23 protein-coding genes are annotated in these 26,096 nt (G+C 62.1%); 8 read left to right on the top strand and 15 right to left on the bottom strand.

All coding sequences use genetic code 11. The features are described from left to right. Positions 1-234: 234 nt before the first annotated feature. From recA to HB777_15265, 4 genes are all read right to left on the bottom strand, one after another. The gene (gene recA / locus HB777_15250) at positions 235-1,332 is read right to left on the bottom strand and encodes a recombinase RecA (protein ID QND65113.1); all 1,098 of its coding nucleotides are present in this window, start codon (positions 1,330-1,332) and stop codon (positions 235-237) included. 305 nt (positions 1,333-1,637) lie between these two features. After that, a complete protein-coding gene (locus HB777_15255) occupies positions 1,638-1,862 on the bottom strand; it encodes a hypothetical protein (GenBank protein ID QND65114.1) in 225 nt (74 codons plus the stop codon). Positions 1,863-1,934: 72 nt separating this feature from the next. Continuing rightward, the gene (locus tag HB777_15260; protein QND65115.1) at positions 1,935-2,867 is read right to left on the bottom strand and encodes a hypothetical protein; all 933 of its coding nucleotides are present in this window, start codon (positions 2,865-2,867) and stop codon (positions 1,935-1,937) included. Positions 2,868-3,007: 140 nt separating this feature from the next. After that, positions 3,008-3,886, bottom strand: coding sequence for an IS1595 family transposase (locus HB777_15265; GenBank protein ID QND65116.1), 879 nt, complete (start codon positions 3,884-3,886; stop codon positions 3,008-3,010). A gap of 185 nt (positions 3,887-4,071) precedes the next feature. Here HB777_15265 and HB777_15270 point away from each other — a divergent pair, with 185 nt between their 5' ends. Together HB777_15270 and HB777_15275 are read left to right on the top strand one after the other, a co-directional pair. Continuing rightward, entirely contained in the window at positions 4,072-5,016 is a 945-nt protein-coding gene (locus HB777_15270; GenBank protein ID QND65117.1) for a carbohydrate kinase, read from the top strand. A 75-nt stretch (positions 5,017-5,091) separates the two neighbouring features. Then, entirely contained in the window at positions 5,092-6,009 is a 918-nt protein-coding gene (locus HB777_15275) for a pseudouridine-5'-phosphate glycosidase (protein QND65118.1), read from the top strand. Between the two features lie 186 nt (positions 6,010-6,195). On the opposite strand, the gene HB777_15280 is transcribed toward HB777_15275, so the two are convergent. After that, positions 6,196-6,519: a TfoX/Sxy family protein gene (locus tag HB777_15280; GenBank protein ID QND65119.1), complete on the bottom strand. Its 324-nt coding sequence runs from the start codon at positions 6,517-6,519 to the stop codon at positions 6,196-6,198. Between the two features lie 92 nt (positions 6,520-6,611). Here HB777_15280 and HB777_15285 point away from each other — a divergent pair, with 92 nt between their 5' ends. After that, positions 6,612-7,109, top strand: a complete 498-nt coding sequence (locus tag HB777_15285; protein QND65120.1) for a GFA family protein — start codon at positions 6,612-6,614, stop codon at positions 7,107-7,109. A 365-nt stretch (positions 7,110-7,474) separates the two neighbouring features. On the opposite strand, the gene sufA is transcribed toward HB777_15285, so the two are convergent. From sufA to HB777_15320, 7 genes are all read right to left on the bottom strand, one after another. Further along, positions 7,475-7,855 (bottom strand): Fe-S cluster assembly scaffold SufA, encoded by a 381-nt coding sequence (sufA, locus tag HB777_15290; protein QND65121.1) that lies wholly within the window; start codon positions 7,853-7,855, stop codon positions 7,475-7,477. 100 nt (positions 7,856-7,955) lie between these two features. Then, on the bottom strand, positions 7,956-8,348 hold the full coding sequence (locus HB777_15295; GenBank protein ID QND65122.1) for an SUF system Fe-S cluster assembly protein: 393 nt from the start codon (positions 8,346-8,348) through the stop codon (positions 7,956-7,958). Positions 8,349-8,369: 21 nt separating this feature from the next. Further along, on the bottom strand, positions 8,370-9,614 hold the full coding sequence (locus tag HB777_15300) for a cysteine desulfurase (protein ID QND65123.1): 1,245 nt from the start codon (positions 9,612-9,614) through the stop codon (positions 8,370-8,372). Between the two features lie 4 nt (positions 9,615-9,618). Beyond that, a complete protein-coding gene (sufD, locus tag HB777_15305) occupies positions 9,619-10,887 on the bottom strand; it encodes a Fe-S cluster assembly protein SufD (GenBank protein QND65124.1) in 1,269 nt (422 codons plus the stop codon). 19 nt (positions 10,888-10,906) lie between these two features. Further along, on the bottom strand, positions 10,907-11,662 hold the full coding sequence (gene sufC, locus HB777_15310; protein QND65125.1) for a Fe-S cluster assembly ATPase SufC: 756 nt from the start codon (positions 11,660-11,662) through the stop codon (positions 10,907-10,909). A gap of 27 nt (positions 11,663-11,689) precedes the next feature. After that, positions 11,690-13,207: a Fe-S cluster assembly protein SufB gene (sufB, locus tag HB777_15315; GenBank protein QND65126.1), complete on the bottom strand. Its 1,518-nt coding sequence runs from the start codon at positions 13,205-13,207 to the stop codon at positions 11,690-11,692. Positions 13,208-13,392: 185 nt separating this feature from the next. Continuing rightward, on the bottom strand, positions 13,393-14,556 hold the full coding sequence (locus HB777_15320; GenBank protein QND65127.1) for a cysteine desulfurase: 1,164 nt from the start codon (positions 14,554-14,556) through the stop codon (positions 13,393-13,395). A 238-nt stretch (positions 14,557-14,794) separates the two neighbouring features. Here HB777_15320 and HB777_15325 point away from each other — a divergent pair, with 238 nt between their 5' ends. Both HB777_15325 and HB777_15330 read left to right on the top strand, forming a co-directional pair. Further along, the gene (locus HB777_15325; protein ID QND65128.1) at positions 14,795-15,469 is read left to right on the top strand and encodes an alpha/beta hydrolase; all 675 of its coding nucleotides are present in this window, start codon (positions 14,795-14,797) and stop codon (positions 15,467-15,469) included. A 21-nt stretch (positions 15,470-15,490) separates the two neighbouring features. Further along, positions 15,491-16,141 carry an FMN-binding negative transcriptional regulator gene (locus HB777_15330; GenBank protein ID QND65129.1) on the top strand — a complete coding sequence of 217 codons (651 nt, stop codon included), beginning with the start codon at positions 15,491-15,493 and terminating at the stop codon, positions 16,139-16,141. Between the two features lie 477 nt (positions 16,142-16,618). Here the strand turns inward: HB777_15330 and HB777_15335 are convergent, their stop codons facing one another. Then, complete coding sequence (locus HB777_15335; GenBank protein ID QND65130.1) at positions 16,619-17,458, bottom strand: phosphatase PAP2 family protein; 840 nt, start codon at positions 17,456-17,458, stop codon at positions 16,619-16,621. Between the two features lie 45 nt (positions 17,459-17,503). Next, complete coding sequence (locus HB777_15340; GenBank protein QND65131.1) at positions 17,504-19,147, bottom strand: glycosyltransferase family 39 protein; 1,644 nt, start codon at positions 19,145-19,147, stop codon at positions 17,504-17,506. A gap of 288 nt (positions 19,148-19,435) precedes the next feature. Between HB777_15340 and HB777_15345 the strand changes: the two genes are divergently transcribed. Next, positions 19,436-20,689, top strand: coding sequence for a tyrosine--tRNA ligase (locus tag HB777_15345; protein ID QND65132.1), 1,254 nt, complete (start codon positions 19,436-19,438; stop codon positions 20,687-20,689). A gap of 6 nt (positions 20,690-20,695) precedes the next feature. On the opposite strand, the gene HB777_15350 is transcribed toward HB777_15345, so the two are convergent. After that, complete coding sequence (locus tag HB777_15350; protein QND65133.1) at positions 20,696-24,076, bottom strand: hypothetical protein; 3,381 nt, start codon at positions 24,074-24,076, stop codon at positions 20,696-20,698. A 95-nt stretch (positions 24,077-24,171) separates the two neighbouring features. Between HB777_15350 and HB777_15355 the strand changes: the two genes are divergently transcribed. Next, a complete protein-coding gene (locus tag HB777_15355; GenBank protein ID QND65134.1) occupies positions 24,172-24,639 on the top strand; it encodes a peroxiredoxin in 468 nt (155 codons plus the stop codon). Positions 24,640-24,783: 144 nt separating this feature from the next. Continuing rightward, a complete protein-coding gene (locus HB777_15360) occupies positions 24,784-26,088 on the top strand; it encodes a peptidoglycan DD-metalloendopeptidase family protein (GenBank protein QND65135.1) in 1,305 nt (434 codons plus the stop codon). The last annotated feature ends 8 nt before the right edge of the window (positions 26,089-26,096 follow it).

Below are 26,096 nucleotides of genomic sequence, written 5' to 3' on the forward strand. Positions count from 1 at the left end.
AGATAAGACTTGGCCTTTTAGCCGCCGCGCTTCACCCTGTCCAGAAACACGGAATTGGTCCAATCAGCAGCCTTTGCCGCTGTTCGAACCGACCTGGTTTCGCAGCCCAAACGCAAAACCGCCGGCGCTAGGCCGGCGGTTTCAAAACGCAATAACGCGGAACTCGATTACATAAGCCCGAAATAATAGACCGCGATTATGGCCGAACTCCGGCTGACATCGCGCACGAAGCTGTTACATCGCGCCGGATTCTTCCTCGAAACCGTCGTCGCCACCTTCAGAGCCGCCATTCTCAAGGAACTTCTCGGCGATCAGCCCGGCATTCTGCCTGAGCGCCAGTTCGATCTCGCGCGCGGTGTCGGGGTTGTCACGCAGGAACAGCTTTGCATTCTCGCGGCCTTGGCCGAGACGCTGCGAATTGTAGGAGAACCAGGCGCCCGACTTTTCGACCACGCCGGCCTTGACGCCGAGATCGACCAGTTCGCCGGTCTTGGACACGCCCTCGCCGTACATGATGTCGAACTCGACCACCTTGAAGGGCGGCGCAAGCTTGTTCTTGACCACCTTGACGCGGGTCTGGTTGCCGACGACCTCGTCGCGGTCCTTGACCGAACCGATGCGGCGGATATCGAGGCGCACCGAAGCGTAGAACTTCAGCGCGTTGCCGCCCGTCGTCGTCTCGGGTGAACCGAACATGACGCCGATCTTCATGCGGATCTGGTTGATGAAGATGACCATGGTGTTGGAACGCGAGATCGAAGCGGTCAGCTTGCGCAGCGCCTGGCTCATCAGGCGGGCCTGCAGGCCGGGCAGCGAATCGCCCATCTCGCCTTCGATTTCGGCGCGTGGCGTCAGCGCGGCGACCGAATCGACCACCAGCACGTCGATGGCGCCGGAGCGCACCAGCGTGTCGCAGATTTCCAGCGCCTGCTCGCCAGTGTCGGGCTGCGAGATCAGGAGGTTTTCGAGATCGACGCCAAGCTTGCGGGCATAGACCGGGTCAAGCGCATGCTCGGCATCGACGAAGGCGCAGATGCCGCCCTTCTTTTGCGCTTCGGCCACGGTGTGCAGGGCCAGCGTCGTCTTGCCCGAGCTTTCCGGCCCATAAATCTCGACGATGCGGCCGCGCGGCAGGCCACCGACGCCAAGCGCGATGTCGAGGCCAAGCGAGCCGGTCGGCACCGTTTCGATCTCGACGACCTGCTCGTTCGCGCCGAGCCGCATGATCGAGCCCTTGCCGAAAGCCCGCTCGATTTGCGACAACGCCGCATCCAGAGCCTTTGATTTGTCCACTGCCTTGTCCTCTACAAGCCGCAAAGAATTCTGAGCCATGATACATCACCCCTTGGTCGTCAATGAAGGCCGGACAATCCGTAATCCCTGCCATTTTGTACCTTTTTTGTTCTTGTTTGGCAAGAGGGGTCAAATAACTGAAAAACAATCACTATCCGGATTTGTTCTTTTTTCGTACCAGAAACTCGCGCCGGATGTATGCCGTTCGAACATGTAAATATTTTGCTAGGAAAAGAAGCCTTCCGCCCCTCTCCGATTCGGATGGTGCGCTAATGCGCAGGCTTGCGCTAGTTGGATAGCAGGTCGGGCCTATGTCGCTAGAGCACCAAGCCGTGCTTGCGCCCTCATTTTGATTTCCGTCCGATCTGCAGATTGGGCATGTCTTCGCCTTCACCGGCCATCAGGAATTGCATCAGAGCGCTCACTAGGGCCTCGGCAGCGTCCTTGTCCAGCGTCAAGTCAATGTCGGAAGGGTCGCCGTCTTCATCATATGTCACCAACGTCAGCGTGCCCCGCAACGGGTTGCGAGAGATGACTGTTATGTCATCGTCCTGATACTCAACTTCCATCTTCGTCTCCTTCCCCATTCGGAAGGCGTCAAGCTTCGCAAATTCCGACCGAAAGAGAAAGCTATGCGCTGGCTACTCGCCCGCTTGTTCCCGCTTGGAATTTTGCTCGCGGCGCTCTTTCTCGCGAGCGGACCGAACTATGCGGCGATAATCAACGATCCAGCCGGAACTGAATTGCGGCATGAGTTGCATAGGAAGTCTCAACTCCTTGCCATCCTGCATCGCCTTGAGGATCGCTGCCCTGCTGGGTCCGAACAAGAACAGGTATGTCGAGTCCATATCAACGTTGCCTGTCTTGCGGTCAAAGATGGTCTGATATTCCAGCAGGCCGTCGACATTGAATCCCGGGCTTCGTATGCCGGGGCCGGGCTCGTCAGTCTTGCCAAATGCGCCGAGCAGGTATTCGGCCTCGCTGTGGGGCGGTATGACCACAGCAAGCGGAGAATTGGTCACAACGCCTTCAACATGTTTGCCAGTGGGCTTGCTGTAGAACTCGACGGCATTGTTCCTCTGATAGCAGGCAACAACGTCGAAGGCGGGGGAGTCTCCAGCGTTTCGTATCTTGAGATAGACCTGAGGGTCCCTGCTGCCGAAATAGACGACCGTTCCACCAGTCACGGAAAGGTAGGCTCGGGTTTGCAACTCCCCCATCTCGCGCGTAGTGGCTACGGCATCTTCGGCGGCGGCGGTCGCTCGTTGATTGACAGCCAGCGTGTTTCTGACCAGCCGAACAGCCCAAATACTAACGCCTACACTTCCGATAGCGGCAATGGCTGCGATCCATTGTGCATACGTATCCTGCGCCGTGAACAAGCCCCAATACACGGTTTTGACCGGCTGACTTTCGCTGTCATCGGTGCGTGTTTCTTGGGTGTGTGGCTGTCCTATGTGGCGATAGGGTGGATAACGAAACCCAGGGTCGGACCAGGCAACAAACAGTAGGGTAATGCCGACGCCAACAACAACGCCAAGCGCAGCGCCTGCGACCCAATTGCGGTTAGACATTGTAGAAAACGCCGCCCCAATTTCCCCTAGCGGCGACTATCACGTACAATAAGCTTTACGGCAACATGGACACGATATGACCGACAACCCTAACCACCGCTTTGACCGCCTGCTAAAAGCGATGGCTACCAAGCCGCCACTTACTTCCCAACAGGGCGCGGGAACGATTGCAGCAAGAGATCAATCATCAGGTGCGGTTCCTGACGAAGGTTCTGCCGGTACTCGAATTCCCAAAGATAGGTCTGCAACCACTTCTTCGAAACCGAAACGTAAGTCCCGCTCATCGAACGCCTGACGTGCGACCAGAAAGCTTCGATGTTGTTGGTGTGGACCTGCCCGTTCACATACTCGCCAGCGCTATGGTTCACGGTGCCGTGCATATAGCCGTTTTCCATCAACTCACCGTATGAAAGCAGCTCGTCGGTCGCGACGCGCGAACCCTGCTTAACCCACTTCAATATGGCCGGCATGATATGGCGAGCCTTGCGGCTAGGGATGACCTGAGTAACAACATCGCCGCCACGTTCAATCGCACCAAAGACAACGGCCTTGTCGTCTTCGCCGCGCTTGTCGACGCCGCCGAAATACATTTCGTCAGCCTCTACAATGCCGCCATCCTTGCCGCCCAGCGTGTTGTCGCCATCGACATAGCCCATGTATTGGCGGATGAGGTTGCACATGCGCCAAGCCGTCTTGTAGGTCACGCCAATGGTGCGCTGGACTTCCTTCGCGGACACGCCGTTGCGGGATGAGCAGAACAGGAACATGACGGTAAACCAGTCGCGCAGGGACGTGCGCGTGGCCTCGAACGGCGTGCCAGCGGTCGGATAGACCTGTGCACCGCAGAAATCGCACTCGTAGCAGCGCCGAGCCTTCACACGATGGAATTTGGCCACGCGATGACACTTGGCGCAGGAGTGACGCTCGCCGTACCGTGTCACCATAAGGTGTTCAAGGCAGGCGTCTTCGGTCGTGAAGCGCTCTTGGAACTGGCGAAGGGTAGGAAGCTTGTTGCTCATACCAAATTATATGGTATTGCCCCTTACATGTTTCAAGGGGATACATCCCCTCGCGCAGAGATGCATCCCGCATTGGGCCAGACGGCTCGATTGTTTCGATCTGCCGAATCGCTGCCTTGCATGCGAAGCTTCGTCACGCAGCCTAGCGCTTGTGCGGCTGGAATAACAAAGGTCATATCGCCGGCATGCTGAAATCCGCGAAAATACTGGCCATAGGCGGCGCCCATATCGACCGGCGTGGGCAGGTGTCCGGCCCGTACGTGCCCGCCGCCTCCAATCCCGGCACGATGCGCGAGGATGTCGGCGGTGGCGTCTTCAACGCTTTGCGCAGTGCGGTGCTTCGTGGCGTCTCCGCGTCGCTCATGTCGGTGCGCGGCGGCGATGCCGCCGCCGACACTGTTTCACGAGCCATCGCCGAGGCGGGCATTGCCGACCTGTCGGCGGTGTTCCTCGACCGCACTACGCCAAGCTACACGGCGCTGATCGACAGCGAGGGCGAGTTGATCGTCGGCTTTGCCGACATGGCGCTCTATGACCTGGCCTTTCCCAAGCAGATCAGGCGCTCCAAGGTCCGGGAGGTGATCGCGGCCGCGGACGCCATCTTCTGCGACGCCAACCTGCCAACGGCGGCGCTGGAACGGCTGGTTCCGCTTGCCGCCGGCAAGCCCGTCTTCGCCATTGCCATTTCGCCAGCCAAGATCGTGCGCTTGAAGCCGGTGCTGGGCAATCTGGCCGTCGTCTTCATGAACCGGCGCGAAGCGATCGCACTGGCAGATTTGGACGCTGCGACTTCCCCGCAAGACATCGTCGCCGGGCTCAGACGCGCAGGGCTGAGGAGTGGCGTGGTGACGGCGGGCGGCGGCCCCATGCTGGGCTTCGATGAAGCCGGCGCTTTCTCGATCCTGCCGCCGCCGCCAAGAAAGGTCGCTGACGTCACCGGCGCCGGCGACGCGCTGGCGGGCGCAACGGTCGCTGCCTTGCTGCGCGGCTTGCCGCTGCGGGTGGCCTTGCGCGAAGGCATTGCCGCGGCGACGCTCGCCATCGAAAGCGCCAACGCTGTTCCGGATTTCACCGCGGCGAGCTTCGCGGACGCGCTGGCTCTTGTGCCGGATGCCAGGGAAGTGGCATGAGACCGGCAAATTCATAGTACCGCAGTGCTGCCGAGCGTCCCGATGGGCGCGCCGCACTCCGGATTGGAGACCCAGATGACCCCAGAGACCGCCCGCCCCTTCATCGACATCCACGCGCCGGTGGCGCAGGCCCTGGCCACTGGGCGGCCAGTGGTGGCGCTGGAAAGCACCATCATCACCCATGGCATGCCCTACCCCGACAATGGCGCCATGGCGGCCGATGTTGAAAAGATCATCACCGATGGCGGCGCCGTGCCGGCGACGATCGCCGTGGTCGGCGGGCGCATCAAGATCGGGCTTTCGGACGGCGAGCGCGAATCGCTGGCGATGACGGGCGACGCCATGAAACTGTCGCGCGCCGACCTCGGTTTTGCCGTGGCGCAAGGGCGCACCGGCGGCACCACGGTCGCCGCCACGATGATCGCGGCGCATATGGTCGGCATAAAAGTGTTCGCCACCGGCGGCATCGGCGGCGTGCACAAGGGTGCGGAAAAGAGCTTTGATATTTCCGCCGATCTCGATGAGCTGGCGCGCACGCCGGTCATTGTCGTGTCTGCCGGCGCCAAGGCGATCCTCGACATCGAAAAGACGCTGGAGGTGCTGGAGACGCGCGGCGTGCCGGTGATCGGCCATGGCTGTGAGACGATGCCGGCCTTCTGGTCGCGGCATTCGCCATTCCGCGCGCCGCTGACCTTGCACAGGCCGGAAGAGATCGCGCATTTCTACCGGACGAGGGCAGCGCTGGGGCTCGCCGGCGGCATGCTGATCGCCAATCCGGTGCCTGAGAACCACGAAATCCCCGCTGAAGAAATGGCCGGCTACATCGAAGCCGCGCAGAAGGCCGCCGAGGCGCTCAACGTGACCGGCAAGGCGGTAACGCCCTTCCTGCTGGGAAAAATCCTCGAACTGACCGGTGGCAGGAGCCTGAAGACCAACATCGCGCTGGTGGAGAACAATGCGCGGCTGGCGGCGAGGATCGCCAAGGCGCTGTAGGTTTCACGCGGCAAAGGCCCCCTCACCCGGATTGCCAAAACCGAATTGCAAACGGCAATTCGGGGCAATCCGACCTCTCCCCGAGGGGAGAGGAGCTTGCAGCGCCGACATCGACCTCTTCTCCCCTCGGGGAGAAGGTGGCCGCGAAGCGGCCGGATGAGGGGGCGGCCTCGCGCTTGCGGGAATCTACTTCCCCGCCCGCCGCCCGGCCTCATACGCCCGGCGTGCCCACGCCGTCATCTCGTCGGGATCGTCGAAGGCGCTGTCGGGAATGCTCCAGTAGGGCATAGCGACCAGCTTGCCGTGGCGGGAGCCGGTATAGGTCCATTGGGTGCAACCGGCGGCCTCGAACTCGGGCGCGCTTTGCTCGTCGGCCTTCAGCATCAATTCGCCACGCAGCACGATGGCGACGATGACACCGTCGAAATAGATGCCCTTGCCGCCGAACAGTTTGCGGATGCTGACTGGGCCCAAGCCTTCAAAGAGTTCGGCGATGCGTTCATTGTCCATGCCGCGATCATGTCACCGACATTTGGCCTTGTCATCGCCGCAACCAAAATCATGCTGACAGGTTGAGAGCCATTCCGTCGGAGTTTTTTACCATGCCACTTTTGCTCAAAGGGTCCTGCCGCTGCAATGCCGTGCGTTTCGAGGTGGAGAGCCACACGCCTGCGCCATTCATGCTGTGCTATTGTTCGATCTGCCGCAAACAACAGGGCGGGGGCGGTTTTGCCATCAATCTCGGCGCCAACAGCGCGACGTTGAACATCAGGGGCAAAAGGAGCCTTGGCGTCTACCGGGCCAGGATCGAGGACGACGAGCATCCGCAGTGCGAGATCTCGACCGGTGAGCGCAATTTTTGTCGCAAATGCGGGTCGGCACTGTGGCTCTACGACCCGACCTGGCCGGAGTTGGTGCATCCCTTCGCTTCGGCGATCGACAACGACCTGCCCATACCGCCGAGCCGGGTGCACCTGATGCTGAAATACAAGGCGAACTGGGTCGAACCGGTCGTTGGCAAGCACGACAAGGTCTTCGACGTCTATCCCGAGGAATCGATCGCCGACTGGCACAAGCGGACGGGCATGTGGGTGGATTAGCGTTCTTCGCCCCGTTCTACGCTACGGCATGCGCACATTTCCAAGCAGTTGGTCTTTGGCGATAGCGTGCATGGCAGCTTGGCGCATGCATTGTCTTATGCTGCGCTGGTCGACCCCCGCTCCGTCTCGGCTTCGCCGAGCCACCTCTCCCCCGATCGACGGGGTAGAGGAAAGGCGCCAAGCTTTTTGCCGTCAACGCTCCTCCCGCAACGCTCCCTTCCTTTCCCTCCGGAGGGGGAAGGTGGCGCTGCGAAGCAGCGACGGATTGGGGGAACCACGTGGCAATCAAGCCTCGGCCCGATCAGTCACGCCTGTCACAGAAGATGTGGGCATAATGCAGCCGTTCTACTAGGCGAAGGAAAAACTCAGGCCGAGGCGCGTGCCTCGGCCAGCGCCTTCAGGTCGGCTGGCTTCAGTTCGACGGATTCGCCGCAGCCACAGGCCGAGCTCTGGTTCGGATTGTGGAAGGTGAAGCCGGTGCGCAGCGTCGTCTGCTCGAAATCCATCTCGGTGCCGAACAGGAACAGGGCAGCCTCAGGCGCCACATAGACGTGTGCGCCGTCGCGCTCGATATGGTCGTCCTTGGTGTTGGGTTCGGTCACCAGATCGACTGTGTATTCCATGCCGGCGCAGCCGCCCTTCTTGATGCCGAGGCGAATGCCGTGCGCGTTGTCGCGGGTGGCGACGATCTCGCGCACCCGGTCGGCGGCCTTTTCGGTCATCGTGATGACGGCAAAGCGTCCCATTCTTTTTCCTTCCATTCCGTGCAGGTTCAAGGCCTGCCGAATGATTCCTCACCTAAAATGGTGAAGTTTTACCCCCGGCGCAAGTATGCCAGGCCCAACGCTAGTACCAGCCCACCGCGACCTGCGCCTCTTCCGACATGCGGTCGGCCGACCAGGGCGGGTCGAAGGTCATGTTGACCTCGACACCGGAAACGCCTTCGACGGCGCCGACGGCATTTTCGACCCAGCCCGGCATTTCGCCGGCGACAGGGCAGCCGGGCGCGGTCAGCGTCATGTCGATCTTGACCGAGCGATTGTCCTCGATGTCGATCTTGTAGATCAGGCCAAGCTCGTAGATATCGGCCGGGATTTCCGGATCGTAGACGGTCTTCAGCGCCGAGACGATGTCGTCGGTCAGCCGCGCCAGTTCGTCGGCTGGAATGGCCGATCCTGAAACCAGCGCATTGGGCGCGGTTTCCGGAGTGGTCTCGGCAGCGATGCTTGCATCATCCATGGTCGTCACCCAAAAAAATCGTCATCCGAAGAATTTGCGCGCTTTTTCAAGCGCCTCGGCCAAAGCGTCGACTTCGGCCCTGGTATTATACATGCCGAACGATGCCCTGCATGTGGAGGTTACGCCGAAGCGTTTCAACAGCGGTTGGGCGCAATGCGTGCCCGCGCGGACCGCAACGCCCTGCCTGTCTATCACCATCGACACGTCGTGCGCATGAATGCCTTGCAGCTCGAACGAGATGATGGCGCCCTTGCCAGGCGCATCGCCGAAGATGCGCAGCGAGTTGATGGCGCGCAGCCGCTCATGCGCGTAGTTCTTCAGATCTTCCTCGTGGGCTGCAATGCGCTCGCGGCCAACCGATTCCATATAGTCCAATGCCGCGCCAAGCCCGATCGCCTGCACGATCGGCGGCGTGCCGGCCTCGAAGCGGTGCGGCGGCTCGTTGTAGGTGACGATGTCTTCCGTCACCTCCTCGATCATCTCGCCGCCGCCCATGAAGGGGCGCATGCCCTGGAGAATGTCCTTCTTGCCGTAGAGCACGCCGATGCCCGACGGGCCGTAAACCTTGTGGCCGGTGAAAACGAAGAAGTCGCAGTCGAGATCCTGCACATCGATCGGCATATGAACGGCGCTCTGGCTGCCGTCGACGAGTACGGGAATTCCACGCGCATGCGCAATGCGCACGATCTCCTTGATCGGCGTCACCGTGCCCAGCGCATTCGACATCTGCGTGATGGCGACCAGTTTCGTGCGGTCGGTCAGCCGCTTCTCGAACTCCTCGATGTGGAAGACGCCGAGATCGTCGACCGGCACCCAGACCAGTTTCGCGCCCTGCCGCTCGCGGATGAAATGCCAGGGAACGATGTTGGAGTGGTGCTCCATGATCGACAGTACGATCTCGTCGCCCTCGCCGATGTTGGGCATGCCATAGCCATAGGCGACCGTGTTGATGGCCGAAGTCGTGTTCGAGGTGAAGATGATGTTGTCGGTGCTGGGTGCGTTCAGGAAGCGGCGCACCGTCTCGCGCGCCTTTTCGTAAGCGTCGGTCGCGGCGTTGGAGAGGAAATGCAGGCCGCGATGGACGTTGGCATATTCCTGGGAATAGGCGTGCTGGATGGTGTCGAGCACCACCTGCGGCTTCTGAGCCGAGGCGCCATTGTCGAGATAGACCAGTGGCTTGCCATAGACTTCCCGCGACAGGATCGGGAAATCGCGGCGGATCGCCTCGACGTCGTAGAAATCTCCGATCTTGCCCGGTGCGTTCATCAGATCACCCGTGTGCCACAAACCAGTCGTCGAGCCGCGCTTCCAGCGCCTCGACGATCATCTCGTCGTCCAGTTCCTCGATCACCTCGGCAACGAAGGCTTTTACGAGGAGCCCCCGCGCGGTCTTCTCGTCGACGCCGCGCGCCATCAGGTAGAATAGATGGTCGTGGTCGATTTCAGTGACCGTGGCGCCGTGGCCGCAAACCACGTCGTCGGCGAAGATTTCCAGTTCCGGCTTGGTCGAGAATTCGCCGTCGTCCGACAAAAGCAGCGTGTTGCAGGCCATCTTGGCGTTGGTCTTCTGCGCATATTGATGGACGTTGATGCGGCCCTGGAAAACGCCGCGCGCCTTGCCTGTCACCACGTTGCGGATGACTTCCGTCGAGGTCGTGTGCGGCACGGCATGGTCGAGCACCATGGTCACGTCGGTGTGGGTGTCGCCGGCGAGCAGGTTGATGCCGCGCAGTTTGAAGTCTGCGCCTTCGCCGGTCGTCCTGATCACGATCTCCTGGCGGACGAGCTTGCCGCCGGCATTCATGAAGAACACGGTCAGCTTCGAATTCTTGCCGAGATGCGCCTTGAACTGCGCCAGATGCGTCGCCGTTTCCGGCTGTTCCTGGACGATCAGCCACGTCACCTCAGCGCCCTCGCCCAGCACCAGCTGGCTGACCGAGCTGACCAGAGCCGCCCCGTCACCTGTCTGACGCTCGACGATAACGGCCTTGGCGCCAGCGCCGACACGCACTGGCAGGCGCACATGGGTCTGGCCACCAGCCTGCAGGTTCTGCAGTTCGATCGGCTTTTCCAGCTCGGCGCCATCGGCGATATCGACAAAGTAACCGTCGGCAACGAAAGCCGTGTTCAGCGCGCCGATGGCGTCGTCGCTGCCGTAGGGATCAAGCCCAGGTGCTGCGCTGCCGTCCGTCAGCTTTTCCGACAGGCGCTGGAAGGTGACGCCTTCGAGGACCGGCACCTTCGCATCGGACTTGCCGTTCAGGGTCGACACCACGGCGGAGCCGCCGACGATCGGCGCAATGGCTTTGGCCATGGCGGCCGGATCGAAGTCCGGCACCGCATTCAACAGCCGGCGGAGGTCGGTGTAGTGCCAGGATTCGACACGCCGCGTCGGCAGGCCGTGCTTGATCGCCTCGATGGCATCATCGCGTTTCAGCATCACCGCGCCGTCGCCCGGCAGCAGCGACAGCCGGTCGCCGAACGCGTCGATCAACGCAGTTTCGGCCGGTGTCCGCTGCGGTTGTGTGTGCATGTTCATCGGTATTACCTCTGGCATCTCACGCGGCTTCGCCGATCACGCCGGCGTAGCCATTGGCCTCGAGGTCGAGCGCCAGCGACTTGTCGCCCGACTTGATGACCTGGCCCTTGTAGAGCACGTGCACGGTATCCGGCACGATGTGTTCGAGCAGGCGTTGGTAGTGAGTGATGACCAGGAACGCGCGGTCGGGCGCACGCAGCGCGTTGACGCCATCGGACACGATCTTCAGCGCATCGATGTCGAGGCCGGAATCGGTCTCGTCGAGCACGCAGAGTTTGGGCTCCAAAAGCTTCATCTGCAGGATCTCGGCGCGCTTCTTCTCGCCGCCGGAGAAGCCGACATTGAGCGGCCGCTTCAGCATTGCCATGTCCATGCTGAGCGAGGCAGCGGCTTCCTTCACGCGCTTGAGGAATTCCGGGATTTTCAGCGGCTCCTCGCCACGCGCCTTGCGCTGCTCGTTCATCGCCACTTTCAGGAATTCCATCGTCGCCACGCCCGGTATCTCCATCGGGTACTGGAAGGCGAGGAAGATGCCTGACGTTGCGCGCTCGGCCGGATCCATTTCGAGGATCGACTGGCCGTTGTAGAGGATGTCGCCCTCGGTGACTTCATAGTCCTCGCGGCCGGCGAGGATGTAGGACAGCGTCGATTTGCCCGAGCCGTTCGGCCCCATGATCGCGGCGACCTCGCCGGCTTTCACCGTCAGGTTCAAGCCGCGGATGATTTCGGTGCCGTCATCGACGATGCGGGCGTGCAGGTTTCTGATTTCAAGCATTCTTTTGTTTCCTGAATATTTGCCCGGTCAGCCGACCGAGCCCTCAAGGCTAATCCCGATCAGCTTCTGTGCCTCGACGGCGAACTCCATCGGCAGTTGCTGGATGACGTCCTTGACGAAGCCGTTGACGATCAGCGCGATCGCTTCCTCTTCCGGGATGCCGCGCTGCATGACGTAGAATTTCTGGTCCTCGGAAATCTTCGAGGTCGTCGCTTCATGCTCGAACTGCGCCGTCGAATTCTTGGCTTCCATGTAGGGCACGGTGTGCGCGCCGCACTGGTCGCCGATCAGCAGGGAGTCGCAGTTGGTGAAGTTGCGGGCGTTGGTCGCCTTGCGATGCGCCGAGACCTGGCCGCGATAGGTGTTCTGCGAGAAGCCGGCGGCAATGCCCTTGGAGATGATGCGGCTCGACGTGTTCTTGCCGAGATGGATCATCTTGGTGCCGCTGTCGACCTGCTGATAGCCGTTCGACACGGCGATCGAATAGAACTCGCCCGAGGAATCGTCGCCGCGCAGGATGCAGCTCGGGTACTTCCAGGTGATCGCCGAGCCGGTCTCGACCTGCGTCCACGAGATCTTCGAGCGGTCGCCGCGGCAGTCGCCGCGCTTGGTGACGAAGTTGTAGATGCCACCCTTGCCCTCGGCGTCGCCGGGATACCAGTTCTGCACCGTCGAATATTTGATCTCGGCATCGTCGAGCGCGACCAGTTCGACGACCGCGGCATGCAACTGGTTCTCGTCGCGTTGCGGCGCCGTGCAGCCTTCGAGATAGGAGACGTAAGCCCCCTCCTCGGCGATGATCAGCGTGCGTTCGAACTGGCCGGTGTTCTTCTCGTTCATACGGAAATAGGTCGACAGTTCCATCGGGCAGCGCACACCCTTGGGCACGAAGACGAAGGAACCGTCGGTGAACACGGCCGAATTCAGCGTCGCGTAGTAATTGTCGGAGGTCGGCACGACCGAACCGAGATATTTCTTCACCAGTTCCGGATGCTCGCGGATGGCTTCCGAGATCGAGCAGAAGATGACGCCGGCCTGCGCCAGCTCCTTCTTGAAGGTGGTGACGACGGAGACGGAATCGAACACGGCATCGACGGCGACGCGGCCCGACTTGTAGACATTGTCGCTGACTTCCTCGAGTTCCGACGCGTCGGTCTTCTGCACGCCGGCGAGGATTTCCTGCTCGCGCAGCGGAATACCCAGCTTCTCGTAGACCTTCAGCAGTTCGGGATCGACGTCGCTCAGCGACGTCGGGCCGGGCGTGCTCTTCGGCGCTGCGTAGAAGTAGATGTCCTGGAAATCGATCTTCGGGTAGTGGACGCGCGCCCAGGTCGGCTCGTCCAGCGTCAGCCAGCGGCGATACGCTTCCAGACGCCATTCCAGCATCCAGGACGGTTCGTCCTTCTTGGCCGAAATGAAACGGATGATGTCTTCGCTCAGCCCTTTGGGGGCCTTGTCGACAGCGATTTCGGTCTGGAATCCGTATTTGTATTGGTCGACGTCGATCTTTCGGACCCGATCGATCGTGTCCTGCACAGCAGGCATATGCGTTCTCCATCCACGCCGGGGTCAAGGCCCGACAGTTTTCAAACTATGGCACCGCCAAATGAACGCCGAAGAGCGCTCGCGGCAGCGTAAGTTCCATATAGTGCGTCCCGACCGGAAATTCACCCGGCCAACATGAAACGCACGGCTCTACCAGGCCCAAGGGCCCAAAATTGTCCAACCGCTTACGCGGCTTTTTCTCTGTCCGCCCGACGCGCGGCGATTCCCGTCAGCGCAACGCGAAACAACTCGATGTCTTCCGCGCCGGTCGCCGGTCCGATCGACACCCGCAAGGCGCCAAGACTGTCACCGTAGCCCATGGCTTTCAGCACATGGCTTGGCCCGACCTTGCCCGACGAACAGGCGGAGCCGGCCGACAGCGCCACACCGGCCAGATCGAAGGCGATCTGCGCGGTTTCGGCTTTGACGCCCGCAATAGCGAAGAATGTCGTGTTGGCAAGCCTTGGCGCGCCGGTTCCAAAGATTTCCGCGTCCGGCACCAGCGTTTTCACGATGGCCTCGATCTCATCGCGCCGCTGGCGCACCGCATCCATTGCCTGCAGTCCGGCAAGCGCCTCGCGTGCGGCGGCGCCAAAACCGGCAATGGCGGCCAGGTTTTCGGTTCCGCCGCGATGGCCCTTTTCCTGGCCACCGCCATTGATCAGCGGCTTCGGCATCATCAGGTCGGAAGCGGCGACGATGGCGCCGACGCCCTTGGGGCCGCCGATCTTGTGCGAGGACAGAATCAGATAATCGGCGTAACCCGCTGACAGATCGATCGAAACGCGGCCAGCGGCCTGGACCGCGTCGACGACAAGGATGCCGCCCGCAGCCTTGACAATCCCGGCGATGCGATCGATCGGCTGAATGACACCGGTCTCGTTGTTGGCGGCATGGATGGCGACCAGCGGCAGGCCATCGGCCTTGTCATGGCGGCCGAGCGCCGCGGCCAGGGCGCCGAGATCGGCAATGCCGTTGGCATCGACGCCGATCCGCGTCACCTGTGCTGCCGGAAAGCGTCCGCCGTTCAGCAGGCAGGGGTGGTCTGCCTCGGACACGTAGAGCCGGCTCATGCGCACAGTGCCGCGCCCCATCTGCCAGTCGGGCGCAAGCAGCGTCGAGGCGGCTTCCGTCGCGCCGGAGGTGAAAACGACATGCTCCGATTTGGCGTTGACCAGTGTCGCGACGTCACGCCTGGCGGTCTCGATCAGGCGGCGTGCGGCGCGCCCTTCGGCGTGGACCGATGACGGGTTGGCGGCGACATCAAGCGCCGCGACCATAGCCTCGCGGGCCGCGGCAAGCAGCGGCGCACTGGCATTATAGTCGAGATAGGCGCGTATTGCGGCCATTTTCGTCCAGTTGGTCCTGCTAGAAGCCATTCCGCTGTCGTATCGCGTTATTTCCTTGAAATTCCAAGGCGAGCCGTCCTATTTACGCGGCTTGCGGCGCGGGTGGCCGGGCTCGATGTCTTGCCACTCAGTTTTGAACAATTCTAAACTAGCTTCTAAGAAGACGCTCGCCCTGCGTCAAGGCCAGAGGAAGACACGTTCCGGGCGCCGCGCATTCGTATACCAAGTGGAGTATTTCATGCCTGAGGTCATTTTCACCGGTCCTGCCGGCCGCCTGGAGGGACGTTACCAGCCTTCCAAGGAAAAGAGCGCGCCGATTGCCATCGTCCTGCACCCGCACCCCCAGTTCGGCGGCACGATGAACAACAAGATCGTCTACGACCTCTTCTATATGTTCCAGAAGCGGGATTTCACCACGCTTCGCTTCAATTTCCGCGGCATCGGCCGCAGCCAGGGCGAGTTCGACCACGGCACCGGCGAACTGTCGGATGCCGCCGCAGCGCTGGATTGGGTGCAGTCGCTGCACCCGGATTCCAAGAGCTGCTGGGTTGCCGGCTATTCCTTCGGCTCGTGGATCGGCATGCAGCTTCTGATGCGTCGTCCCGAGATCGAGGGCTTCATCTCGATCGCGCCGCAGCCCAACACCTATGATTTCTCGTTCCTGGCGCCCTGTCCGTCCTCGGGCCTGATCATCCATGGCGACGCCGACAAGGTGGCGCCGCCGAAGGATGTGCAGGGGCTGGTCGACAAGCTGCACACGCAAAAGGGCATCACCATCACGCAGAAGACCTTGCCCGGCGCCAACCATTTCTTCTCCAATGACGCCGACCTGCTGCTTGAGGAATGCGCTGACTATCTCGACCGCCGGCTGGCCGGTGAATTGTCGGATCCGCGCCCGAAGCGGTTGAGATAGCCAAAGGAAGAAGCGGCGGCGATGTACGAGCCTCCTCATTTCAGGGAAACGCGGCCGGAGATCCTGCACGGGTTGATCCGGACGCATCCGCTGGGCCTGTTGATTTCCAACGGGCCCGAGGGGCCGGTCGCCAACGCCATCCCGTTCCTGCTCGACGCCGAAATTGGGCCGAACGGCAGGCTGCGCGCGCATCTGGCGCGGGCCAACCCGCAATGGCGCCTGCTGGCCGACAATCCGGCTTCACCCGTGCTGATCGTCTTCCAGGGCAGCGACGCCTATGTGACGCCATCCTGGTACGAGACCAAGCGCGAGACCGGCAAGGTGGTGCCTACCTGGAATTATGCCATCGTGCAGGTTCGCGGCACCGTGAAGGTGATGGATGACCAGGACTGGCTGGCGCAGCAGATCGCCGATCTGACCGTGTCCCAGGAAGGCGCTCGCGCGACGCCCTGGGCGGTGACCGATGCGCCGGCGCCCTTCATCCAGTCGCAGATCAAGGGCATTATCGGGCTGGAAATCGAGATCAGCGAAATCCACGGCAAGTGGAAGGTCAGCCAGAACCGGCCTGTGGCCGATCGCGTCGGCGTTGCGCAGGGGCTCGAAAGCGAGCAGCACTCGTCGCCCGACATGGCCGGCCTGGTCAGATCCTATGGCGGTCTGGACGGCGTCTAGCAATGTCCCTGTAGCAAGGCTTCAGGGACATGCGCCGCACAGTGCACTATGCTATTCTCCTGCAAGGCACAGTCGGGGGCAGGCATGAGAAGGATTCTGATTGCAGCTCTTCTTGTGGAACTGTTGGCGGGTCCAGCTGCGGCACTCAGCGAAATACAAGGGATCGTCCAATACGATTGCCAGACGCCAAGCTGTAGTCTTCAATGCACCGGAACAAACACCAATCTGTCAGTTCCCTATAAAACGCTTACGGTTTTCCAATGGAAGGATCACGTAAGGAGGTTGTGGATTGCTGTGGATGACACCCAGTACGTTCTCGGGGACGACACAACGTGCAAATTCGAAGGAAAGGCGACGTTTCAGCTCGGCTCCAGCCCACTGCCGAAGCCGACTCCGCCGTGCGTATGCATTGGAAGCCAATGCACTCCGCCAGGATGCCGCCCGTAGGCATGGAGAAGTGAAGAAACCCTGGATGGTTTAGGTTCTGACCTGCTTCGCTTGGCCAAACCATGCCAAGCGAAACGTCCTCTTGCGGACCGGCAGCCCTGACGGCATCGGCCGAAAGATGAAGCCGAGCCGGGCAAAGACCAGCCCACAGGCAAGCGCGAAGGCGCAGCCAAGGCCAAAGCCGGCGACGGTGTCGCTGGGATAGTGCGCGCCGACGAAGACCCGCGTCGAGGCGATGCAGGCGGTGATCGCCAGGGCGATGTACCAGCGCCTTGGGAACAACAGCAGGGCGACCCCGAACACGGCGCCCATGGTCGTTGCATGACCGGACGGGAAGCCGGCAAAGCGCGCATCGAAAGCGAACGGATGCAGCGACAACACCCCTAATTCATTGAAATACATCGGCCGAGCCCGACCGATCGCGTATTTCAGCACATTGACGGTCAGGCCGGACAGGCCGGCGGCGCCCAGCACCAGAAAAGCCAGACAGGTCCAGTTGTAGGCGAGCATCAGCGAGCGCCTTGAAAGGCTTCGCCAGTCCGTCAGGTTTGCGGCAACAAGCAGAAGCACTGACGGAATGAGATACCAGCCACCCAGGCCGAACTGCGTGAAAAAGTCGGCCAGATGGACGAACCCCGGCGACCATTGGTCGCGAAGCATTCCGGCAGGTGTGTCGAGGCGGACAAATGCCGCCGCCGTCAGCAAAACCCACACCAACACCCAGACCGACCACAAAATGTTCGGGTATCTGGCCGGGCGAGTGGCAAAGCGCTTCCTTGCGATCTGCATCGTATCGCGAAAATTGTCGACCGATCGACGCCCCACTCCAAGGAGCATAGCGGAAACGGAAGGGCGTGATTTCACCAGCATTTGAAATTCGACCGCATTGTTGCCGTCACGGGCATCGACGAGCCGTCATGGGGCCACACGATAAAGGCCGAGCGACAGTTTGTCTCCCGACGAATAGTTGAGGCCGGCGACTTCGGCAACGCGGGTCGCCGACTTGCCTTGCGCCGCCAGCAGCCCATTCAGTTTCTGCTCGTCCCCGATTTGTGCCAGCGCCAGCGCGCAGGCCGGATCGCCAAGCAGATGTTTGGCGACGCCATCGACATCGGTCAGGACGGTCTTGGTGCCCACCAGGAACACCAGGCTCGGCTCGTGATATTCCGCCGAGGCGAGCACCGTGCTGTCGCAAGGCTTGTTGGCGCTGACCGCCGCCTCGATCGCCGGGCTCAGCCAGATCGGCTTCAGCGACGGCGCGATGACGCCGAACAACAGGCCATAGGTGATGCCCGCACAGACCGCGATGGCGCCGATGCGGCGCAGTGGCACTTGCAGCTGCCGCGAAAAGGCGAAATAGCCCGCCGCCAGTGCCGCCGCGGCCGCTGGAATGCTCCACCAGGAGAAGGTGCCGGTGAGGTAGATCGGTGCTCCGATGCAGACCGCCGCCAAACCCAGGCTGACCACGGCAAGACCGAAGGCGGTCGACCACCACAACCAATCCTGCCAGCGCCTGAGCGGCGCATTCGCCTCCTGCGGCGACAATGTCAAAAGCCAGCCGATCAGCAGCGCCATGCCGGGATAGGCCGGCAGGACATAGTGCGGAAGCTTGGTCGGGATAAGTTCGAACACAAGCCAGAACGGAATGTACCAAGCGAGGCAGAAACGCAGCCGCGGATCGTCGCGCAACCGGTTGAGGGCCTGGAGCCCGGCGCCGACCGCGATCAGGCCGAAGGGCCACATGAACAGCGAATAGGTCAGCATGTAGAAACCGGGCGGCAGGCCGTGCGACTCCTCGCCCGAGGCGACCTTGGCCACCATGTCCTTGCCGACGGCATCCGTGAGAAAGGCGCCGCCGCTCTTCCAGGTGATGAGGACGACCCAGGGCAGTACGATGAGGAGCACCAGGGCGACACCGCGCACGAGCTTCAGCTTCAAAAGCCAGCGCCAGTCGCGTTCGAAAGCAAACAGCGTGGCAACCGTCAGCACCGACAACAGCGGAGCGACAGGCCCCTTGATGAGGATCCCCAGGCCTTGCGCCGCCCAGAATATCCACGGCAGATGGCTGGCTACCGGTTCGTTCCGGCGCGCTGCCAGATAGATCTGGGCGAGCGCGCCTTGCGCCGCCACGCAGCAGGCCAGCAGCATGGCGTCGGTCTTGGCGTCGCGCCCCTCGAAGGCGGTGGCGAAGATCGCCGCCATCATCAGGCCGGCGGCGAGACCTGCATTGGCCCCGAAGAGCTTCGTGCCCGTCCAGGCGATGCCGACGACGGCCAGGGCAATGCCAAACATGGAGACGAGGCGGTAGACCCAGATCGGCGCCGCTGCCCCCTCGCCGCTCAGCGCCACGGCCGCCGATTGCAGCCAGTAGATGCCGATCGGCTTCTTGTAGCGCGAGGCATCCTGAAAACGAATGTCGACATAGTCTGAGGTTTCGACCATCTGCTTGGTGGCCTGGACAAAACGCGACTCGTCACGATCGACCGGTGGAAGGCTCGCCAGCCCACTGAAAGTCATCAGCAGGCTGAACAGAAAGAGAAAGAGATAGTTCCTGTTCATCGCGGAGCTTTCCGGATCTGATCTGCGGGATGGCCCCGTCGCGGCGCTTCAGGCCCTGCCCCTGCGCGGCGCCTCAATACGCCAGCCAAAAGAATGAGGCAAGAACTGGCCTGGCCATCCGCGCGAGCCGCAAAACCGGAAACCACTTTTGCTGATCGCTGGACCTTTGTCAGGCGCGCGATCAGACGCAAAACCGGAAACCACTTTTGCTGATCGCGCTTGGGTGCTAAACGCGCGCGTTCATGCACGCCTGAGCCACAGCGGCCGGTCGCTTTCGGGAAAGAAACAATGTCCGCCTTCAAATCCGACTTCCTGCGCACGATGAGCGAGCGCGGTTTCATTCACCAGACTTCGGATGATGCCGGCCTCGACGCAATCTTCGCCAAGGAGACGGTGACGGCCTATATCGGCTTCGACGCGACTGCCAAGAGCCTGCATGCCGGCTCGCTGATCCAGATCATGATGCTGCACTGGCTGCAGCAGACCGGTCATCGGCCGATCGCGCTGATGGGCGGCGGCACCTCGATGATCGGCGATCCGTCGTTCAAGGACGAGGCGCGCAAGCTTTTGACCCCGCAGGACATCGACGACAACCTTGCCGGTATCCGCCGCAACTTCATGCCCTACCTCAAATTCGGCAGCGGTCCCAACGACGCCATCATGGTCAACAACGCCGACTGGCTGATGGAGATCAACTACGTCAATTTCCTGCGTGACGTTGGGCGTCACTTTTCCGTCAACCGCATGCTGGCCTTCGATTCCGTCAAGCTCCGGCTCGATCGCGAGCAGTCGCTGTCGTTCCTCGAATTCAACTACATGATCCTGCAGGCCTTTGATTTCGTCGAGCTTTACAAGCGTCTCGGCTGCCGCCTGCAGATGGGCGGCTCCGACCAGTGGGGCAACATCATCAACGGCATCGATCTCGGCCGCCGCATGGAGGACGCGCAGCTTTACGCGCTGACCACGCCGCTGCTCACCACCTCGTCCGGCGCCAAGATGGGCAAGTCCGCCTCGGGCGCGGTCTGGCTCGATGCGGAAATGCTGAGCCCCTATGAATTCTGGCAGTACTGGCGCAACACCGAGGATGCCGACGTTGCCCGCTTCCTGAAACTCTACACGACGCTGCCGCTGGACGAGGTCACGCGGTTGGAGCGCCTCGGCGGCTCCGAGATCAATGAGGCGAAGAAGATCCTCGCCACCGAGATCACTGCCTTGCTGCACGGCCGCGCAGCTGCCGAACAAGCCAGCGATACGGCGCGCAAGACATTCGAGGAAGGCGCGCTCGCCGAATCTTTGCCGACCGTCGAGGTTGACAAGGCCGCGCTCGTAGCCGGCGTCGGCGTCCTGTCGCTGCTCGTCACCGCCGGGCTGGCGGCGTCGAACGGCGAGGCGCGGCGGCATGTGCAGGGCGGTGCGGTGCGCCTGAACGACGAGCCGGTCAGCGACGAGCGCCGGCTGGTGACTCCTCAGGATTTGAGTCCGGAAAACGTCGTAAAGCTCTCACTCGGCAGGAAAAAGCACATCCTGGTGCGGCCGGTTTGAACTCGATCACCGGTACTCGAAGATCGACCTGAATATTCCAGGCGCGATCACCGACAGCGGATTGACGTCCAGCAGCGGCTTGTTGGCATTGCCCTTGAGCCGGTAGGTGACGCCGATCAGGCCACGGTCGCGGCCATTGCCGAGCAGCGCGCCAACGATGGGCAATTCGCCGAAGATGCGATTGAGGCCATAGACCGGCATGAACGTGCCGGTCATGTCCATGTTGTTGTTCTGGTCGTAGAGCGTGCCCTGGAAGGTCGTGCCGATGCGCGGGCCGCGCAGCACGCCATTGGCGATTTTCAGGTAGCCGCTGCCCTTGTCGATCTCGGCGTAACCACGTTCGAACTTCACCCGCGACGTGTCCAGCTTGCCCTTGACCGCCTGATTGAGGCTGCGGTTGTCGCCGGCCGGCGTGGTCGAGACAATGGAGGCCAGCTTCGGCTCGTTGACCACGAAAAAATTGCTGGTATCGACCTTGCCCCTCAGCGATCCGTCGCTCGGCCCCGCCAGCGCCAGGGTGATCGCTCCGCCTTCCATATGCTCGTAGATGTTGAGGAACCTGAGGATGGCGCCGGCGTCCGCGGACTGCATGTTGAGCGCGCGCTGGCCGGCGCCGGTGGTGTTGCTGATGCTGATCGCGGCGCCCGAACTGGCCGTGGCGCTGACCTTCAGCCCGTTCACCCGCGAACCGGCCGCGCTGTAGTCGAGCTTCAGATTGGACAATTGTTCGTCATGGAAACCGGTCAGCTGATCGACATCGGCGCTGACGGAAATGGCATCGGAACCGGTCGTCTTGGTGGCCGTGTCGACATCCGAGGTGAACTGCTTGATGAGCGAGCGGGCATCGAGCGCGTTGCCTGATATGTCGACCGCATAGCCCTTGCCGGATCGCTTCACCGACACCGCAACGTCGTCACCCCTGTTCAAGGTGACCTTGCCGAACCGCGCCGACGACAGCGCGCCATTGACCAGCACGATGCTGCCGTCGATGGAGAACGTCTTTCCGTCGAGATTGAAATCGGACAGCGTGGTGGTGTCGCCGGATTTGGTCATGACGAAGGTGACGTTGGCGGGCACCCCTGCCCCCTTGCTCCAACCCGCCCAGGGAATGTCCAGCCGGGCACCGGTCAGATCGGCCGAAACATTCTGGTCGCCGCTGCCGCTCTTGTCGATCGCGACCTTCACCGTTCCGGCGAGCAGCGGCTTCAAGCCGGGCATGGCGGCAGCACGGACCTTGTCATCGAGAACCAGGGCCACCTTGCGGCTGCGCGCCGGCCCGTCATCCCCGAGCGGCTCGATCAGATCGAGTTCGGCCGGAATGCCGTTCAGCAACGCCTTGGCAGAGATCACCGCCTTTTCGGGGTCGACCGTGATCGAGCCATCGGCATCCGTCACGGTCTGCCCCTCGAAAGGCTTGGCCAACGACATGCCGGTGTAGTCGAGCGACACCAGCCAATCGAGCTTCGAGGCGTCGACGCCGGACTGCAGCGGAATATCGGCCTTGACGTGGCCGGTGACGCCGCCCGACAGGTCTTCCGGCAGAATGCCGACATGGCGCATGGCGTTGATCGGCTCGTAGGATGCGAGCTCGGCAACAGCGGATGCATCGCCAGCAACGTCGATGTCGAGCGCGCCGACGACCGGCGGGCGGTTGGCCGCCTTGACCGTCAGCGTGCCATTGCTGGCCGCCACGGTGCGGCCGCTGGGCATATAGACGGTGCCCGAGGACAAGGAGATATCGACATCGTTGCCGTGGAAGGCGACGACGCCAACCGCGTCGCGTATCGGCGGGATGCGGCCGGCGGTGTCGAAGCGCGATCCCTCGATCTGGAAGCGGCCGAACACTTCATCGGCGGAAAGCGGCACGCCGTTGCCCAGGCGGCCCGGCACGACCTGGAACTGGAGGTTGGCGTCGACGACGCGGCCGCCGAACAGATTGGCCAGCACCCACAGCCGGGCGTTGCGCGCTGAAAACCACGGCCACAGCTGCTTGACGTGAGAGACCTGCATGTTGTGGATGTTGAACGCCAGATTGATCCCCGGCGCCTTGCCGTCGACGAACGCCACGGCGGCGGTGCCAAGCACCTCGCCGGAGGCAGCGGACCGAAGCGCGATCTGCTCGGCGACCAGTTTGTGGCTCACCGTGTTGTAGACACCGGCAATCCGGGCGAGGAAGGTGAGCGCCGGCTCGGGCGACTCCGAAGGTGCAAGCGACGAACCGTCGCTGGTCAGGTCGTAGCGATAGGAGGGTTCCTCACCCGCCGCTCCGGTTGCCGGCTTAGGCCCGATCGAACCGGCGAAATCGAATGTCGAGCGGCCGGTCTTCAGCAGCAATCTGTCGACCTGGACCTTGTTGCTGCCGGCAACCAGCGTCGCATTGACATCGACGTCTGCCGGCAGCAGCCCGCGCGTGCCGAGATCGAGGATCGAGCCCGTCGATGACAAGGCGGCCGTCAGCCGCGATGCATTCACGCCGAACCCTTCCGATCCTGTCAGTTTCAGCGCGACCGCGCCCAACTTGCCGGCAGCGGCCGTGGTTTCACCGGCGTCCGCCAGATCGATGCTTGCATCCAGCGCCGTGACGCGGTGTGCCGCGATATCGCGGGTGGCGGAAGCGGCAACGGTAACCGACCTGCCGTCGACATCCGCCGTGGAGGAAAATTGCATGCCGCCCGGTCCCGACTGCACGACGGTGGCGTCGGTAATTTTGATCAGCTTGATCGTTGCAGTTTCGGGCAGCACGAATTCGACATTGTGAAGATCGATCTGGCGCAGCGAATCTTCCCGCACGGCATCGAGTGCGCGGTTGACGTTTCCGAACACCGCAGTGGTCAGTTTCTCCGGATCGATGAGGCCGTCCTCGTTGCGCAGCACGGCGGTCCAGTCGCCGCCTGACGGCATCGCCGCCACGACAATGCGGGCATCGGAGACCCTGGCGCTGGTCAGCCGCACATCGCCCCACAGCAGCGGAACCAGGCGCACGCCAAAGCGCACGCGGCCGGCATCGGCCATCGGCTTGCCGTCTGATGTCTTCAGGCTGACGTCGCTGACCTGGAGCGCTATGAAGCTTGATCCGTCAAGGGTGATGCGCGCCGGCCCGACCGAAACATCGACATCGACGCCGGCCACCTTCTCGATGGCGGTTTCCGCTTCCGTCCGAAGCCGTTCGGAACCGATGCCGGAGGCGCCAATGAGATAGACAACGACTGCCGCCAACAAGACCAGGCTGGCGAAACCGGCGAATACCCTTGCCAGGATGCGAAAGCCGCGTCCGATCGACGCCTGACCGAGCGGCGGCACGCGGCAGGCGGACGGAAAGGCCCCCAGGTCGGTGATCTCATCACGCCTGAACCGGATCTTCTCGTGCTGCGGTTGCTCCTGATCCACGCAATTTTCCGTTGTACGAACTCGATCGTGGACGAATCCCCGTTCGACACTATATCGGTGTGGCTTGGCGCGTAACCACAAACAAGGGCATCGATATGGCTGACCTGGACGTAGGCGATCTGGCGCCGCAATTCGATCTGCCCCGCGATGGTGGTGGGTCGCTCAGCCTCGCGGCCTCGTCCGGGAAACCCGTCGTGCTCTATTTCTATCCTCAGGACGACACGACGAGCTGCACGCAAGAAGCAATAAGCTTTTCGCAGTTGAAGCCGGAGTTCGAGAAGGCCGGTGCCGTCGTGATCGGCCTCTCACCTGACAACGCCAAAAAGCACGACAAATTCAAGTCGAAATACAATCTCACCATCGACCTCGCCGCCGACGAGGAGCGCAAGGTGATCGAAGCCTACCATCTATGGGTCGAGAAATCGATGTATGGCCGCAAATACATGGGCGTCGAGCGCGCGACGTTCCTGATCGGCCGTGACGGGCGGATCGCCAGGATTTGGCGCAAGGTCCGGGTCAAGGGCCATGCCGAGGACGTGCTGGAGGCCGTTCGGGCGCTTTGAGGTTTTGCCGGCACGGCTGACTTCCTACAACCCTATGCCCGCCTGACGGGCAATCGCCGCCGGCGAGCCGGCGCCGCAAGCCTTTGTTAACCCTAATAATGTGTAATCAAGCTGTCGTGGTGTCGTAAACGAAAGCTTGGTCCCGTGAACGCAACCGGTCAGTCCGCAGTCTTCGGCAGGCGCAAGGAGCCCCATACGGTCATCATCGCCCGGGGCAACGAGATCAGGCACTTCACGATCCGCCCCTGGCTCGTGGCTTTTGTCGGCTCGGCGCTCGCCGCCATTGCCATCGGTTACCTGATGGCCACCTCCTATCTCGTGCTACGCGACGATTTGATTGGCGCCACCACGGCGCGGCAGGCGCGCATGCAGCAGGCCTATGAAGACCGCATTTCGGCGCTTCGCGCCCAGGTCGACCGCATCACCAGCCGCCAGTTGCTCGACCAGCAACTGATGGAAACCAAGGTCAGCGAGCTGCTTGAACGCCAGAGCCAGCTGAGCCAGCGTCACGGTCGGCTTGGCCCGCTGCTCGAACGCGCCGAAAACGAAGTCGGCGCGGCGCCGGCCGAAGATCCGGCAGCGGTTGCGAAGCCGGACAAACGCGCCGAAGTGACCGGCAGCATCAAGGAGCCTGCGCAGAACTATGCGGTCGCCAGCCTGAGCGCCGACCTCGGCGCCGGCGACACAAGGCCGTTCTCGCTGTGGTCGACACGCTCCGATCCGCTGCCCAACGATTCAGCCGCCGATCGTGCCGACAAGCTCTTCGTGTCGATCAACCAGTCGCTGAAATCCATTGAAAGCGACCAGCTCACCCGCATCAGCACGCTTGCCGATAACGCCTACAAGAGCGCCGATGCCATCACCCAGGCGCTTGAGGCGGCCGGACTGCCCGTCGACAGCGACTTCGGCAAGGGCGATAGCGACGTCGGCGGACCGCTGATCCCGCTCGACTCCTCGATGATGTTCGACAGCAAGGTCAAGGAGTTGGACGAAGCGCTTGACGCGCTCGACCACCTCAAGAAGGAAGCACGCCAGCTGCCGCTGACCAACCCCGCGCCGGGTCACTCCGTCACCAGCCCGTTCGGCGTGCGCACCGACCCTATCCTCGGCACCGCAGCACTCCATTCCGGCATGGATTTCAGGGCACCGATCGGCATGGCCGCAAAGGTCACGGCGCCCGGCACCGTCACCAAGGCCGGCTGGAACGGCGGCTATGGCCGCATGGTGGAAGTCGACCACGGCAATGGTTTTGCGACACGCTACGGGCATCTTAGCGAGATCGACGTGAGCGTTGGCGAGAAACTGGACGCCGGCGCCGTCATCGGCAAGACCGGCAGCAGCGGCCGCTCGACCGGCCCGCACCTGCATTACGAAGTCCGCCACAATGGCGAAGCGATCGATCCCCTGCGCTTCCTGACTGTCGGCAAGAAAGTCGCCCAGTACCTCTGAGCGATTTT

Source organism: Mesorhizobium loti (genome assembly GCA_014189435.1).
Lineage (GTDB): Bacteria > Pseudomonadota > Alphaproteobacteria > Rhizobiales > Rhizobiaceae > Mesorhizobium > Mesorhizobium loti_G.